Source organism: Sphingomonas sp. CARO-RG-8B-R24-01 (genome assembly GCF_022662295.1).
GTDB lineage: Bacteria > Pseudomonadota > Alphaproteobacteria > Sphingomonadales > Sphingomonadaceae > Sphingomonas.
This window is the reverse complement of sequence record NZ_JAKNQI010000002.1, coordinates 313,208-328,191: the sequence shown is the minus strand read 5'-3', so window position 1 is coordinate 328,191 and position 14,984 is coordinate 313,208. Positions and strand designations below refer to the sequence as shown.

Genomic DNA, 14,984 nt, shown 5'->3' with positions numbered 1-14,984 from the left:
CGGGGCTCCAGGTCGCAAACAACCGGAAGCCCCGCCATGGGCTTAGAACCGTCCGCCAACTTCGATCCCGTACACGCGCGGCTCTCCGCGGATGTAGGTCGGGATGCCGAAGCCGGCGCCAGTGTTGCCGGCATCGATCAGATATTGCCGGTTCAGCAGGTTTCGCGCGAAGCCGCCGATGTGATATTTCCCATCGGCCAGCTCGACGCCCGCCCGCAGGTTGACCAGGGCATAGGCCCCTTCGCTGATCGCTGCGGAATTGGGCAGTTCGAAGAACTGGCTGCTCTGGTAGGTGGCCGACGGCGTGGCGTAGAGGGTGATGGTCTTCACCGGCACCCGGATCGTCGCCCCGCCCGACGCGGTATATTGCGGCTGCAACCGGAAGCGCGCGCCCGAATAGACGCCGTAGCTGGCGTTGGTGGCAATCTTGCCATCGACATAGGCGAAGGTGCCGAACAGCTGGACGAAGCGGCCGAGCTTGAGGTTGCCCTCCGCCTCGACGCCCGGGCTGCGCGCCTTGCCGGCGCTTTGCGTGGTGGTGACGCCGTTGTTGACGACCGATACCTGGAAGCCGTTATAGTCCTGGTAGAACACCCCGAGCGAGCCGGTGAACGGGCCGACCTTACCCTTGATCCCGGCTTCATAGTTCCACACCACTTCGTCTGGAACGACCTGCAGGCTCGGCACCACCACCCCCGCTGCACTCGCCGCCGCCAGCTGAACCACCGGCGAACGGCGTCCCTTGCTGATGGTCGCGTACAGGTTGATCGCATCCGTCATCCGGTACAGCAGGTTCGCGCGGGGGAGGATCGCGGCGAAGCTTCGTTCCGCGGTAAAGATCGTGCCGTTGGTATTGGCCGTCCCCAGCAGGCTGGTCCGCACGCCGAGCGCCGCCAGGATCACCGAATTGGGCTGAACCGAACTATAGCCCGACTTGCGCCGTTCGATCAGCACCCGCGCGCCCGCCGTGATCTCGAGCTTGGGAGTCGCGATCCAGGTCCCGTCGGCGAACACCGAATAAGTGTCGTTGGTGCCGTAGTTGGTGAACACCGACTGATAGGGGATCTGCGTCGCCGCGCCGCGCGTCAGCACCGCGGTGGCCCGGGCTGCGGTGACGGTGCCATTCGGTGCGACACAGCCCGAAACCCCGTTCGCCGCCAGCGCCGCGCGAACCCCGGCATAGGCCGCCGCGACCGAGCACCCGAGATAGGTGCCTTCCTCGGTCGAGAAGGGGACACGCTGCAGATTGTTTTCCAGCAGCGCGTTCCACCCGAACGAGGCGTGGTAGCGATCCCCGGTGAAGTTGAAGCGCCCTTCGTGGCTCCACTGGTCACCGCGCGCGTCCTCGGCGAATTCGAGATACCAGGCGGGACCGCCATCGGCATCGAACACCTCGTTGCTGTTGAACTTGCGATAGCCGTTGACCGTGGTGAAGGTGACGCCCGGGGAGAGCGCATAGGTCGCGGTCAGATTGGCATCGTAGACGTCGCGCTTGAGCCCCAGCTTGGCCGCGCCCAGCACCGCGGCGCTGTACGGCGAGCCCGACAGTTCCGCATAGCTGTAGTCACCGCCATTTCCGCCGGTCGGCGCCAAGGCGCGCGAACGGAAGGCGGTACCGGGATTGCGCTGCCCGTCATAGGTCAGCACCAGGCTGGCGGTCAGCCGGTCGGTCGGTGCCCAGCGCAGCGATCCGCGAATGCCGCGCTGGTCCTGACCATTGAGATCGTCCTGGTCGATTTTGCCCTGGTTCTGGTTGGCGACCTTGGGGTCTCCCGCGATGTTGCGCACGAACCCGTCGTGATATTTGTATGCGAACGCCAGTCGCGCCGCGAGCGTGTCGTTGCCGACGTTGACGAAGCCCGAAACCTGGCCGCGACGGTAGTTGCCATACGAGCCGTTGAGCTCCGCCGAAGTCCCCGCGTGCGCTGGCGCCGAGATCAGGTTGACCGCGCCGACCGCGGAGGCCGTGCCGAACAGTGTCGCCTGCGGCCCCTTGACGACCTCGATCCGTTCCAGATCGTACAGATCCTGATAGGCCCCCCGGGTCCGCGAAATATCGACGCCATTATAGTAAAGCGAAACGCGCGCACCCTGCTGCGCGGATCCGCTATCCGACGTGATCCCGCGAATGACGAAGCCCGGATTGTTGGCGCTTTGCTCCTGGATCCGCAGGCCGGGAATGTACAAGGCGACCTCGGCGAGCGAATTGACGCCGAGGTCTGCCATATGCGCGCCGGTCACCGCGGTGACCGTTATCGGAACGTCCTGGATGCGTTGCTCGCGCTTTTGCGCGGTAACGACGATATCGCCCCCCTCCCCCGCCTGGGTGTCGGACGGGACATCGGGTGCCACCAGGGTCTGGGCGATCGCCGCCGAGGAACAGCAGCCCATCAATGCCACCGTCGCAACCAACCCAAGATACTGACGCATGACTATATTACCCCCGAAATGTGCTGCGCTGCGGTATGCGCGACATGGGTCGTATCCGCGTCTATTCCGTTACATATCCGTTACGAGACGCGATATTCAGGTGTAATGTTGCCTTAATACACTTGAAGCGATCAAGGATCAGCGGCATTTATTGCAAGCGATTACCCGGGAGAGATATGATGGCGACCACTGCCCCCACCGACACGGACGCTGCAGCGGCCGCGCTGGTGCTGACTCCACCCGATCCTGTCCCGGTGCTGCCCCCGGAAAAGGCGACCGGGCTGGTTCCCGTTGACGACGGCGTGCGGTCAAAACTCCAGGAAAAAGTGGCCGGCTTCGTAGACGATCTGGTCGCACAGGACGTCAATTCGCCCGAATTCGGGAAGCGCGTCGATGCGATCGCGGCAATGGGTCAGAAGGAGATCCGCGCCGCGGCCGAGCAATCCAACCGTTTCCTCGATCGCCCCGTCAAGGCGATGGACGGCGAGACCGGCGTCGGCGCCGACCTGACCGAGCTTCGCCGCACGATCGAGAAGCTCGATCCGTCGACCAACAGCAAGCTGATCTCGAGCCGCGGGATCATGTCCAAGCTGTTCGGCGGCAGCATCAACACCTATTTCGACAAATATCGCTCCTCGCAGTCGCACATCTCGGCGATCCTCAAGACGCTCGCGCGCGGCAAGGACGAATTGCTGATGGACAATGCCGCGATCGATACCGAGCGCGGCAACCTGTGGACCGCCATGGGTCGGCTCGAACAGATGATCGTGCTTTCGAAGGAGATGGACGCGCGGCTCGAGGACAAGGCCAACGACCTCGACCATAGCGACCCCGCCAAGGCCAAGGCGCTTCGCGAGAGCGCGCTCTTCTACGTGCGCCAGCGGACCCAGGATCTGCTGACGCAGATGGCGGTGACGGTACAGGGATATCTCGCGCTCGACCTGGTCAAGAAGAACAACGTCGAACTGATCAAGGGGGTCGATCGCGCGTCCACCACGACCGTGTCCGCGCTGCGCACGGCAGTGACCGTCGCCCAGGCGCTCGCCAATCAGAAGCTCGTGCTCGACCAGATCACTGCGCTCAACACGACGACCGCGAATATCATCGACGCGACCGGTAAATTGCTGAAATCGCAAACCGCGACGATCCACGAGCAGGCAGCCGCCTCCACCATCCCGGTCGAAACCCTGCAGCGCGCGTTCCAGAACATCTACGATACGATGGACGCGATCGACTCGTTCAAGCTCAAGGCGCTCGATTCGATGAAGACGACGGTGGGCACGCTGTCGAACGAGGTCGAGAAGTCGAAGGGCTATATCGCCCGCGCCGAGGGCGCCGCGCAGAACCGGCTGTCGGGTCCGGGCGACACGTTCAAGCTGGAAGCGGAGTGATCCCATGACCGATGTCGATCGCCAGGTCGCGCGCGCCGGCGAAGTGCTCGACCGGACGCGGGCCACACGCGCGTTGCAGCGTGGACGTCGGCGTGCTGCAACCAGCATCGCGCGCCGGATCGGCTATGCCGCTGCGGCCGATCTCGCCATTCTGGTAGCGGCGATCACGATCGGCTGGTTCATGCCGCTGGGAATGGGTGGCGCGTTGATCGTCTTTGCGATCATGGCGATCGCGACGGCGACCCTGCTGCTCGCAAGCCTGACGCCGCAGGTGCGTGCCGAGCAGCTCAGCGCCGTGCCGCTCAAGGCGCTTCCATTGATGACCGAACAGTGGCTCGACACGCAACGCGCGCTGCTGCCGGCCCCCGCCCAGTCGCTGGTCGATGGTATCGGCGTCCGGCTCGAGGCGCTTGCGCCACAACTCGCAACGCTGGACGAGCAGCAACCCGCCGCAGCCGAAGTCCGCAAGCTCGTCGCTGAACAGCTCCCCGAACTCATCCGCGATTATGCCAAGGTCCCGGTCGGGCTTCGCTCGGTCGAACGCAACGGGCGTACGCCCGATGCGCAGCTGGCGGATGCCCTGAAGCTGATCGACCAGGAGATTTCGGAGATGTCGACGCAGATTGCCCAGGGCGATCTCGATCTGCTCGAGACCCGCGGGCGCTTTCTCGAAATCAAATACCGCGATTGAGCAGATCTGCTCGGGACAAAAAAATACCGCCGTCCCGAGGGACGGCGGTATCCTTACCCGAGGGTGGTACGCTTAGGCGTAGGTGACCTTGGTCGACTTGCGCTGGTACGAGCGCAGGCCGAAACCGATCATGCCGAAGCCCATGAGCATCATCGCCCAGGTTGCCGGCTCAGGAACTGCCTGCGACAGCTGGACCTGGAAAGCGCCGCTGTTGTCCGAGAACACGCCGTCGCTGACGCCGAAGAACAGCTTGCCAGCAGCGGTCTGTGCCAGGCCGGTGTTCAGCGTGAACGAGTACGTGTGATCGTCACGATAAGCGGGCAGGCCGCCAACGATGTAGTTCGCTGCGTTCTGCGACGGCGTTGCGTTTGCAAGCGGTGCCGTGCCGAAGGTCAGCTGGTAGTAGGACGAGTTGTACTTACCGGCAGGGTCCAGCGAGTAGAACGCGTCGTTGAAAATCGTGCCGTCCGACTGACCGGTGCCGGTGACGACAACGTTGACCAGACCGTAGTAATTGCCGACCGACTGGCCGCCGGTTGCGGGAGCAAACGCAACGTTGACGGTCTCTGCCGCGAACGCCGGAGCTGCCGTTGCGAGCAGCGCAACCGCTGCTGCTGCCAAAATCTTCTTCATACGCTGTACCCTTTTCCTCGTGATTGCCCAGGCGGACATGGAAGCCTGCTAACAAGAAGCGTGCCAACCGCGGAAAACCGCCAATGTCACTGCTGCACCGCAGCAGAATGTCAGCGTCGCGTCCAAATCGGCGGGAGTCCGGCGGCGGAGCTGCCGCTCCAACCAACGCAGCGCCGGCCGGCAAGTTAATCACCGGGTATTCCAATGGTTTCGATGTAAGCGCCAGCGACAGGCACTGTCTCGATACAGTCTCTCACCACTATAAAGGCGTACGGTTTCTGATGGTTGGTGTTCGGACTTGGTACGGACACGCCATGCTTTGGGAAGCCGACCCGCGCGCCGAATGGTTGTGCGCATGCTTTTGGGACGCCGGCAAAGACCAGCCCGCCGGCGCTGCCGGGCCAACCCCTGGCGTCCCCGGCCGACCACCCACATTGCATCATTCGCGCGTTTCGGCTATGCGCGCCGCTTCCAACGAGACATCGATGGAATCGCGGGAGGCGCCTTCGCAAGACGGCGTCGCTAGAACCGCTAAACTTGAACCGGGCACGGCACCCTCGCGGCGCCCGCGCCCCATGACAGAGTGAGACCGCCTTATGGCAAAGAAGATTACAGGCTACATCAAGCTTCAGGTGCCGGCCGGCAAGGCCAACCCGTCGCCCCCGATCGGTCCTGCGCTGGGTCAGCGCGGCGTCAACATCATGGAATTCTGCAAGGCGTTCAATGCGTCGACCGGTGACCAGGAAGTCGGCACGCCGCTCCCCACCGTCATCACCGTCTATGCCGACCGCAGCTTCTCGTTCGAGACCAAGACGCCGCCCGCGACGTTCCTGATCAAGAAGGCCGCTGGCCTCAAGTCGGGCTCGAAGGAGCCGGGCAAGACGGTTGCCGGCAAGATCAAGCGCTCGCAGCTTTCGGAAATCGCGACCGCGAAGATGAAGGATCTTAACGCCAACGACATCGACGCGGCAACCCGCATCATCGAAGGCTCCGCCCGCGCAATGGGCCTCGAAGTGGTGGAGGGCTGAGATCATGGCAAAGCTGACCAAGAAGGCAAAGACGCTCGGCACCGCGATCAACAGCGAGAAGCTGTACGGCGTCGATGAAGCGATCGCACTCGCCAAGACCCACGCAACGTCGAAGTTCGACGAGACGATCGAAGTTGCGATGAACCTCGGCGTCGATCCGCGTCACGCGGACCAGATGGTGCGCGGCGTCGTCACTCTGCCCAAGGGCACCGGCAAGACGGTTCGCGTCGGCGTGTTCGCCAAGGGTGCCAAGGCTGACGAAGCCCGCGCCGCCGGTGCAGACGTCGTCGGTGCGGAAGACCTGATGGAAATCGTCCAGGGTGGCACGATCGATTTCGATCGCTGCATCGCGACCCCGGACATGATGGGCGTCGTCGGCCGCCTCGGTAAGGTGCTCGGTCCCAAGGGCCTGATGCCGAACCCGAAGCTCGGCACGGTCACGATGAACGTCGCTGAAGCTGTCAAGGCAGCCAAGGGCGGCCAGATCGAATATCGCGTCGAGAAAGCCGGGATCATCCACTCGGGCATCGGCAAGGCATCGTTCACCAACGAGGACCTGCGCGCGAACTTCGACGCACTGGTCGACGCGGTGGTCAAGGCCAAGCCGTCGGGCGCCAAGGGCAAGTATGTCCGCAAGGTCGCCGTCAGCTCGACCATGGGCGCCGGCATCAAGGTCGACACCGCCGAGGTTTCGGCGGCGTAAGCCTGCGTTCGACGAACGGAATGCGAAAGGGCCGGGGGAAACCCCGGCCCTTTTTCGTTGCGGGGCGGGCCTGACACCCGATGCAACCGCCGCCGCTCCACCCACCCCGCCGCGACCAACATCGATCTCGATCAACCATAATGTACGGAACCTACCTGCCCCGCGTTCGTCGTCTGCCCGAACCCCCAAGAAGGCTCCCCCCATGGCAGATTTCGACACGGTCACCGGCAACGGTGGCGAGACGCACCAGCAGGCACAGGGCGATGCGCCCGTCCTGACGACCAACCACGGCGTGCCCGTTTCCGACAACCAGAACAGCCTCAAGAGCGGCTCGCGCGGCCCCACGCTGCTCGAGGACTTCGTCCTGCGCGAGAAGATCTTCCACTTCGACCACGAGCGGATCCCAGAGCGGATCGTCCACGCACGCGGTTCGGGCGCACATGGCTATTTCGAAGCGACCGACGACATTTCGGACCTGTCGCGCGCAGCCGTGTTCAAGAAGGGCGAGAAAACCGAAGTCTTCGTGCGCTTCTCCACCGTCGCCGGCGGTGCAGGCTCGGTCGACACCCCTCGCGACGTGCGCGGCTTTGCGGTCAAGTTCTACACGACCGAGGGCAATTGGGATCTCGTCGGCAACAACATCCCGGTGTTCTTCATCCAGGACGCGATCAAGTTCCCCGACCTGATCCATTCGGTGAAGATGGAAGCCGACCGTGCCTATCCGCAGGCCGGCAGCGCGCACGACACCTTCTGGGATTGGGCATCGCTGATGCCGGAAGCGACACACATGCTGATGTGGGCGATGTCGGACCGCACCCTCCCCCGCTCGCTGCGGATGATGGAAGGCTTCGGCGTCCACACCTTCCGCCTCGTCAACGCCGAGGGTAACAGCAGCTTCGTCAAGTTCCACTGGAAGCCAAAGCTCGGCCTCCAGTCGACGATCTGGGACGAGACGCTCAAGCTCCAGGCCGCCGACAACGACTATCACCGTCGCGATCTGTTCGAGGCGATCGACACTGGCGATTTCCCCGAGTGGGAACTCGGTATCCAGGTGTTCGACCAGGCATTCGCCGAAGCGCAGCCGTATGACGTGCTCGATTCGACCAAGCTGATCCCGGAAGAAGACGTGCCGGTCCGGATCATCGGGCGGATGGTGCTCGACCGCAACGTCGACAACTTCTTTGCCGAGACCGAGCAGGTCGCCTTCCTGCCGACCAACGTCGTGCCGGGGATCGATTTCTCGAACGATCCGCTGCTGCAGGGTCGCCTGTTCAGCTATCTCGACACGCAGAAGTCGCGTCTGGGGACGACCAACTTCCACCAGATCCCGATCAACAGCCCGCGCTCGCCCGCCGGCAACTTCCAGCGCGACGGGATGATGCAGACCAAGGTCCCCAAGGGCCGCGCGAACTACGAGCCCAACAGCCTTGCCGCGCACGGCGAGGATGGCGGGCCGCGCGAGAGCGCGACCAAGGGCTATGTGACGACCAACGCCGCGACCGGCGAAAACGAGACGGGCGACAAGCTCCGTGTCCGTTCGGAACTGTTCGCGGATCATTACAGCCAGGCACGGCTGTTCTTCCATTCGGCGACCGAAAACGAGCAGGCGCATATCGCGTCGTCGTTCGTGTTCGAGCTGTCGAAGGTCGGCCTGCTCGATCAGGTCCCGCCGCGGATGGTCGCCAATCTGCGCAACGTCGATGAGGGTCTCGCCCAGCGTGTCGCGGATGGCCTCAACATCGATTTGCCAGAGAAGGCGAAGGCCGCACGCGAGCCGGTCGACATGAAGCCTTCGGACGCACTGTCGATCCAGAAGAACATGAAGGAGACGCTGGAAGGCCGCGTCGTCGGCATCCTGATCGCGGACGGCACCGACGCCGCCGAGCTCGACGCGCTGGTCGCGTCGATCAAGGCCGCCAAGGGCAAGGCCGTGCTGGTCGCGCCCAAGGTCGGCGGCGCAACGCTGTCGGACGGCAGCAAGCGCAAGGCCGATGGCCAGCTCGCCGGCACGCCGTCGCAGATCTTCGACGCGGTCGCGATCGCGCTGTCGGCAGAGGGTTGCGCGATGCTGCTCAAGCAGGGCGCGGCGGTCCAGTTCGCGATGGACGCGTTCGGGCATCTCAAGGCGGTCGGCGCGAGCGCAGCGGCACAGCCGTTGCTCGACAAGGCCGGCGTCGAGAAGGACAAAGGCGTGACCGATCTGGGCGCGGACTTCGCCAAGGCAGCGGCGAAGCGCTTCTTCGCACGCGAGCCCAACGTACGCGATCTCGCCTGATTGCTGAGGCGATAGGGTAATGGGAAAGGCCCGGTGCGCATCGCACCGGGCCTTTTTTGTGTTTCGTTGTCATGCGGGGCTGCGGGTATTGGCGTAGGTCGCTGGCTTACGGAGGTATCGTTCCGCTCCCGCCGAAATTCGGAGAGGAGGCACCCTCTTCCTTAGGCACAGCGATGCGTTCGACGATGATCCGAATGGCTTCCCGGTCGAGCGGCGCGCGGTCGATCGAATTATGAATGCCGATCCCTTCGACCAAGGCGTCCAGCGCCCGTGCCGTGAGCGGGTCGAAAAAGCGTTCCAACGCGCTGCGGCTGGTGTCCATCCACTGTTGCATCACGGCGCTTACCGCAGGGTGCCGCGCTGCAAAGGCATAGAGTTCGTAGCTCAAGAGCAATGTGCGCGGCTTCGCCCAGATCGTGCCTGCGATGATATCGACCACCGCATCGATCGCTCCGGAACGGTCTTCAGCCGCTTCCAGACGGGCGCTGAACAGCGCGGACGACTGCGCCGCCAGTTGCAGGAAGGCAGCGCCTATCAGTGCTTCCAGAGACTCGAAATAATAGGTCACCGAGCCCAACGGCACGCCCGCCTCGCCAGCGATGCGGCGATGGGTCGTTGCTGCCACACCATAAGCGGCGATCACCTCCAACGTTGCGTCGACGATGCGCTGCCGCCGCGTCGGGTCGTTTTGCCTGCCCTTCCCGGTTGTCATCAATTCACCCGCTTGCGCCAATGTGTACGTATGTACATATAGGTCCGAACATAGATAGGCCTGTTGCACATGAGCGAGGATTTGGTGAACCGTAGAACAATCCTGGGGGGTGCGGCTGCACTGGTCGCTGCGAGTACGGCAGGCACGGCGCAGGCACAGCGTGCGGGCAAGTCGGCGCTGGGGCGTCGTGACGGTCGCTGGCTCAACGAGCCCCGGGTCTGGTCGGTCGATCCCGCAGGCGACCTGTCGATGATCACCGACAAAGGTACCGATTTCTGGCGAGAGACGCATTACGGCTTCACCCGCGACAGCGGTCATTTTCTCGGGTTCACCGCCCCCGCTGCGTTCACCGCGCAACTGCGTATCCGTGGCCAGTATCAAAAGTTATATGATCAGGCCGGGATCATGGTCCGGGTCGACGAACGGCGTTGGGTCAAGGCGGGAATCGAATTGTCGGATGGCCGTGCGATGCTGAGCAGCGTCCTTACGGACGGCAAATCCGACTGGGCGACCGGCCCCTATGAGCATGACGCACAGGATTTCTGGATGCGCGCGACCGTAGCAAAGGGCGTGCTGCGCCTTCAGGTTTCCGCCGATGGCAAGACATGGCCGCTGGTACGGCTCGCACCGTTCCCGGTTGCCGCATCTTACCAGGTCGGACCGATGGCCTGCACGCCTGAACGGGATGGCCTGGCGGTCCGCTTCTCGGACCTGCGGATCACCCCGCCGCTCGGCAAGGACCTGCACGACCTGAGCTGATGACGATGACCGAGAAGCAGAAGATGCTCGCCGGGGAGCTCTACACCTCGGACGATCCGGAGTTGGCCGCCGATGCGGCGCGGGCACGCGACTGGATGGCGCGGTTCAATGCGGCACCGGCGGCCTCTGCGGACGAGACCTATGCGCTGCTGGTCGAAGGACTAGGCCACGTCGGGGCGGGGGTTACCGTCCGCTCCCCGTTCCACTGCGATTACGGGTATAACGTCCATCTAGAAGACGGGGTGTTCCTCAATTACGGGTGCGTCGTTCTCGATGTCATGCCGGTGCGGATCGGCGCTGGCACCCAGGTCGGTCCCGGTGTGCAGATGGTCACGGCCGACCACCCGCGCGAAGCATCGGTCCGCGCCCAGATGCTCGAATTCGGCCTGCCGATTGTCATAGGGCGTAACGTCTGGATCGGCGGCGGTGCCATCATCCTGCCGGGCGTCACCATCGGTAACGATGCGATCATCGGTGCGGGCAGCGTCGTGACACGAGACATCCCCGTGGCAACGACGGTTGCCGGCAATCCTGCACGACGCCTGGTCTCGAGAGTGATCCAGAAGCCGCGGACCGTATGACTGGTCTGCTAGGAGACTGACATCGACAGCGGGTAAAACCGTCCCGCCCCGCCCCCACCCCTATCGCAGCGCCAACGCCACCGCCGCCGAGCAATTGACCGTCGTCGGCGGACGCCCCGCCGCCGAGGGCGGCGTCTTGGTGATCCCCAGCGCCTGCCCGATCGACCGCCCCAACACCCGCAGCACGCCGCCAGCGGTCGGCTTCTCCGACGCGCCGAGCCCCGCGACGGTCACCGTCGGCGACCCCAGCGTTCCGCGCACATGGATCGGGTCGGCGATCCGCAGCAGCGCATTGCTCTTGCTCGCCCCCGCCAGCGTCAACTCTAGCCGTTCGCCATCGAGCAAAATCCGACCCGACCCGCGCCCGACCGAAGCCCCCGTATCGATCGCCAGCGGATTGGGCGTCAGCACGCCGCCGGTCGCGCGGAAATTGGCGACGAGGCAGCGCAGCGGCACCGTCTCGCTCGGGCCGCCGATCGCATGCGCGACCGCGCCGCTGAGATTCTGCCCGAGCACGTCCGCGACCATCCGCTGGACATGCCCGTCGGTCGCGACGATCGCGGCCTTGCCGCTCGCATGCGCCATCGCCTCGCGCACCGTATCGCCCTGCCCGGTCAGCACGATATGCCCGCGCACCGGGCCCGAGATCATCTTCGGCTGGCCGACCAGCGCATCCAGCGTCAACCCGGCGAGCCGAAGGTCGATCGCCAGCTTGGGCGCGCCGCTGCGATGATCGACCTTGACCACGCCGGTCATCCGTCCGTTCGCCAGCGTCGCGACGATATCGCGCACCGTCACGACGCGGTGATCCAGCGTGAGCGAGCCCGACAGGCTCTTGAACACGGTCCCGCTGCTCGACAGCAGGCGATGCGCCACGAACACCAGCCGCCCGTCCGTCTTGCCCAGCTTCGACAGGTTGATCCGCGTCGGGGGTATCACGCGTGGACCGACCGCGGCGTTGCGCGCCGCCGATTCAGCGCGGCCTTCCGCATCTGCCAAATCGTCGAAATCGAACTGCCGCGCATCGACCTTCGCGTCGATGGTGGTGCGTCCGCCATCCTTATGGATCGTCGCAACGCCGCTGAACAAGGACCGGCCCATGCTCCCGCCGATCTTGTCGACATACCAGTCGCGTCCATCGTGCCGGATCTTGCCCGCGAGGTTGATCGGTTGAGATCCGAACAGCCCCGCCTCGATGATCCGGTCGAGGTTCTTGAGCGTCGGTGCCTGCGCGGTGACGTCCGCGCTGAAGTGGCGCGTGTCGAGCACCCCGCGCATGGTCCCCTTCACCGCCATCCGCAGCGCCGGAGACTCCAGCGTCGCGGCGAAGGGATAGGGCGCGGTCGGGTCGATGCCGGTGATCTTGCCGCCCGTCAGCTCGAGCCGGGCGGGCGTGTCCCGGAAGGTCCCGGTGGCGGCATAGCGCAACCCGTGCGCGGCATCGACGCTCAGCGGCCCATCGATCACGAGCCCGCGCCTGGCGTCGCGGATCACGACCTGGCTATGGGTGATCGTCAGGTCGGACAGGCTCGGCCGGTCGTCCCCGCCGCTTTTCGATTTCGGGTGATCGGGCTTCCAGTTTTCCTTCCCCGAGGCATCCCGAACCAGCGCGATGCGGGCGCCGTCGATGCTGATGCGATCGGGGCGGAAATGCCCGAACAGCAGCGAGAACATCGGTACGCGGACCTGCGCGGTCTCCACCCGGACGAAATCGCCGGGGCCGACCCAGGCCGGCTGCGCGATCCGTACGTCGCGGACCGATACGACTGGGTTGTACGAAAACAGCGTGTCGCGCGTGACCGCGCCGACGTGCACCTTCGTGTCGAGCGCGGCGGACAAGCGGCTTTCGACCGTGCTGCGCATCACCCCGACCGGAAATGCGCCCAACGCGACGAAGCCGACGACCACCACGGCCGCACCGACGACCGAGGTCGCCAGCAACCGCGATCGCCAGCGCGATCGTGGCCGAAATTCAATGGGAGTGGAGGGCTGCTCGGACAGGGCCGGATCGGATGCTTGGGTCACGCGCCATCAACCCAACACCCGACCGATGGTTTCACTCGCGTATCATTATGTGCCGACGGCGTGAGCGGCCGCCGACACGAACTGGTTTTGGGTCAGGCGATGACCTTGTCGAGCGCGGTGCAGAAGCTTTTCATCTCCTCCGCCGACCCGACCGTCACGCGGCTGACGGTCGGCCAGATCGGCCAGGACCGCCCGATCTCGACGCTTTCCTTGCGGAACGCGGCCTGCATGTCCTTGGCCTGCCTGGTCTTCCAGTCGATCATGAACATGTTGGCGTGGGTCGGCTTGACGGTGATGCCCTTGCTCCGGAGATGATCGAGCGTGAGGCCGCGCGCGGTTTCCATCTGCGCGCGTCGTGCCGCGATCATCGGCGCGGCGGTCAGGCTCGCGGTTGCGCAGGCGATGCTCGTGACGGGCAAGGCCCCCGATTGCATCCCACCGTCATACCGCATCATCTTGGTGATATTCGCCGGGTTGGTGATGATATAGCCGACCCGGAGCCCCGCCATGCCGAACAATTTGGAGAAGGTCCGCATCACGATTACGTCGGGATGCTTCACCGCCAGGTAGGATGCCACCGGCACCCCTGCGAAGTGGGTATAGGCCTCGTCGATCAGCACCATCGACCCGGCGGGCTTGTTCGCGATCAGCCATTCGATGTCGGCGAGCGGCGTGATCGTCCCGGTCGGATTGTTGGGCGTGCAGATATAATAGAGACCGGCATCCGGATTGGCCGCGAGCATCGCCTTGACGTCATGCGTATAGTCGGCGGTGAGTGGCACCGCCTTGACCGGTGCACCGAGCCACGCCGCCGTGCGGCCGGCGAGCTCGAACGTCGGGTCGGCCGTCACGAGGCCCCTGGTCGGCGAACAATAGGTCACCACCGCCCGACACAGCGGATCGCTCGATCCCGGCCAGGGCGCGACATGGTCGAACGGAACCTGCTCGACCGTCATCACCGCCTTGATGAAATCGCCGCGCTGGTCTTGCGGCGAATACCGGTTGCCCTGCCCGATCATCTTCGCTGCGGCTGTCGCGCCGGGGGCGAGCGGGCCGGTCCAGCATTCGTTCGCGCCGATCCGTACCTTCGCGCTCGGCGCAGGATCGGGGACGCCGCCCGACGCCCAGGCGGGCCGCCCGACGGTGGCGGCAACCGCGCCTGCGCCGAACACCGCCGCGATTCGCGCGAGGTCGCGGCGTGCGAACCCACGGGTCAGCAGGTCGTCGTCGGCTTCTGGATTCAAATGCGTTTGATGTGTCATCGGTCGGCCCCTGTTGGAGGAAGTCCGTCCACTCCTGCACGGGCTCGCCGGCCCTTGGCGACAGAGTGTTCCGTAAAACCGATGAAAAGGGAAGGTGGCAAATCGCGGCGGTCTCGAAAACGCAACATTGTTGCTCCGGTCGCCGCTCACACCAGTTCCGTCATTCCCGCGGAGGCGGGGATCCATACTGGCTGACCTCGACCAGCGAGCGTAACGCTACTGGCTTGCCGCCTCCGCGGGAATGACGGTGGTGGGGACGGCGCAACGCCCCCCGTTGACTTTTCCCCGCATCCAGCTATCAGCGCCGCTCTCCCGACCCGGGTTCGCTTGGGGAAGGACCGTCCGAGACAGCAGGTGGCCGAATTCCGTCGGTCTTAATGCCCTGCCGAGACGGGGACAGGATTTCCGCCGACACCGGGTTCGCCCGCGTTCCGGCTTGCCGCCTCCCTTATCGCCCCTGCGGCGAATAAGCGGGCGTCGCTCCCATTCCCCAT

At 64.7% G+C, this 14,984-nt stretch carries 12 protein-coding genes; 7 read left to right on the top strand and 5 right to left on the bottom strand.

Translation table 11 applies throughout. The annotated features are described in order from the left end of the window. Positions 1–42 precede the first annotated feature (42 nt). Complete coding sequence (locus L8G49_RS06380; protein ID WP_242183374.1) at positions 43–2,430, bottom strand: TonB-dependent receptor; 2,388 nt, start codon at positions 2,428–2,430, stop codon at positions 43–45. A gap of 179 nt (positions 2,431–2,609) precedes the next feature. Between L8G49_RS06380 and L8G49_RS06375 the strand changes: the two genes are divergently transcribed. Next, entirely contained in the window at positions 2,610–3,821 is a 1,212-nt protein-coding gene (locus L8G49_RS06375) for a toxic anion resistance protein (RefSeq protein ID WP_242139614.1), read from the top strand. 4 nt (positions 3,822–3,825) lie between these two features. Further along, on the top strand, positions 3,826–4,512 hold the full coding sequence (locus tag L8G49_RS06370) for a hypothetical protein (protein WP_242183372.1): 687 nt from the start codon (positions 3,826–3,828) through the stop codon (positions 4,510–4,512). 72 nt (positions 4,513–4,584) lie between these two features. On the opposite strand, the gene L8G49_RS06365 is transcribed toward L8G49_RS06370, so the two are convergent. Beyond that, complete coding sequence (locus L8G49_RS06365) at positions 4,585–5,145, bottom strand: PEPxxWA-CTERM sorting domain-containing protein (protein WP_242139453.1); 561 nt, start codon at positions 5,143–5,145, stop codon at positions 4,585–4,587. Positions 5,146–5,741: 596 nt separating this feature from the next. On the opposite strand from L8G49_RS06365, the gene rplK reads away from it, so the two are divergent. From rplK to L8G49_RS06350, 3 genes are all read left to right on the top strand, one after another. Next, a complete protein-coding gene (rplK, locus tag L8G49_RS06360) occupies positions 5,742–6,173 on the top strand; it encodes a 50S ribosomal protein L11 (protein ID WP_010160412.1) in 432 nt (143 codons plus the stop codon). Positions 6,174–6,177: 4 nt separating this feature from the next. After that, complete coding sequence (gene rplA, locus L8G49_RS06355; protein ID WP_242183371.1) at positions 6,178–6,876, top strand: 50S ribosomal protein L1; 699 nt, start codon at positions 6,178–6,180, stop codon at positions 6,874–6,876. A gap of 202 nt (positions 6,877–7,078) precedes the next feature. After that, complete coding sequence (locus L8G49_RS06350; RefSeq protein WP_242183370.1) at positions 7,079–9,151, top strand: catalase; 2,073 nt, start codon at positions 7,079–7,081, stop codon at positions 9,149–9,151. A gap of 106 nt (positions 9,152–9,257) precedes the next feature. Here the strand turns inward: L8G49_RS06350 and L8G49_RS06345 are convergent, their stop codons facing one another. Next, positions 9,258–9,863, bottom strand: a complete 606-nt coding sequence (locus L8G49_RS06345) for a TetR family transcriptional regulator (protein WP_242183368.1) — start codon at positions 9,861–9,863, stop codon at positions 9,258–9,260. Between the two features lie 69 nt (positions 9,864–9,932). Between L8G49_RS06345 and L8G49_RS06340 the strand changes: the two genes are divergently transcribed. After that, positions 9,933–10,622, top strand: a complete 690-nt coding sequence (locus L8G49_RS06340) for a DUF1349 domain-containing protein (RefSeq protein ID WP_242183367.1) — start codon at positions 9,933–9,935, stop codon at positions 10,620–10,622. Then, a complete protein-coding gene (locus L8G49_RS06335; RefSeq protein ID WP_242183365.1) occupies positions 10,622–11,203 on the top strand; it encodes a sugar O-acetyltransferase in 582 nt (193 codons plus the stop codon). The genes L8G49_RS06340 and L8G49_RS06335 overlap by 1 nt, the downstream gene beginning before the upstream one ends. Before the next feature lie 60 nt (positions 11,204–11,263). Here L8G49_RS06335 and L8G49_RS06330 read toward each other — a convergent pair whose 3' ends face one another. Both L8G49_RS06330 and L8G49_RS06325 read right to left on the bottom strand, forming a co-directional pair. After that, complete coding sequence (locus tag L8G49_RS06330; RefSeq protein ID WP_242183364.1) at positions 11,264–13,228, bottom strand: AsmA family protein; 1,965 nt, start codon at positions 13,226–13,228, stop codon at positions 11,264–11,266. A 92-nt stretch (positions 13,229–13,320) separates the two neighbouring features. Beyond that, a complete protein-coding gene (locus L8G49_RS06325) occupies positions 13,321–14,490 on the bottom strand; it encodes a pyridoxal phosphate-dependent aminotransferase (RefSeq protein ID WP_242183361.1) in 1,170 nt (389 codons plus the stop codon). Between the last annotated feature and the right edge of the window lie 494 nt (positions 14,491–14,984).

Coding starts and splice junctions, on each gene's coding strand:
- L8G49_RS06380 (WP_242183374.1), bottom strand. CDS start 2,430: ATGCGTCAGTATCTTGGGTTGGTTGCGACGGTGGCATTGATGGGCTGC.
- L8G49_RS06375 (WP_242139614.1), top strand. CDS start 2,610: ATGGCGACCACTGCCCCCACCGACACGGACGCTGCAGCGGCCGCGCTG.
- L8G49_RS06370 (WP_242183372.1), top strand. CDS start 3,826: ATGACCGATGTCGATCGCCAGGTCGCGCGCGCCGGCGAAGTGCTCGAC.
- L8G49_RS06365 (WP_242139453.1), bottom strand. CDS start 5,145: ATGAAGAAGATTTTGGCAGCAGCAGCGGTTGCGCTGCTCGCAACGGCA.
- rplK (WP_010160412.1), top strand. CDS start 5,742: ATGGCAAAGAAGATTACAGGCTACATCAAGCTTCAGGTGCCGGCCGGC.
- rplA (WP_242183371.1), top strand. CDS start 6,178: ATGGCAAAGCTGACCAAGAAGGCAAAGACGCTCGGCACCGCGATCAAC.
- L8G49_RS06350 (WP_242183370.1), top strand. CDS start 7,079: ATGGCAGATTTCGACACGGTCACCGGCAACGGTGGCGAGACGCACCAG.
- L8G49_RS06345 (WP_242183368.1), bottom strand. CDS start 9,863: ATGACAACCGGGAAGGGCAGGCAAAACGACCCGACGCGGCGGCAGCGC.
- L8G49_RS06340 (WP_242183367.1), top strand. CDS start 9,933: ATGAGCGAGGATTTGGTGAACCGTAGAACAATCCTGGGGGGTGCGGCT.
- L8G49_RS06335 (WP_242183365.1), top strand. CDS start 10,622: ATGACGATGACCGAGAAGCAGAAGATGCTCGCCGGGGAGCTCTACACC.
- L8G49_RS06325 (WP_242183361.1), bottom strand. CDS start 14,490: ATGACACATCAAACGCATTTGAATCCAGAAGCCGACGACGACCTGCTG.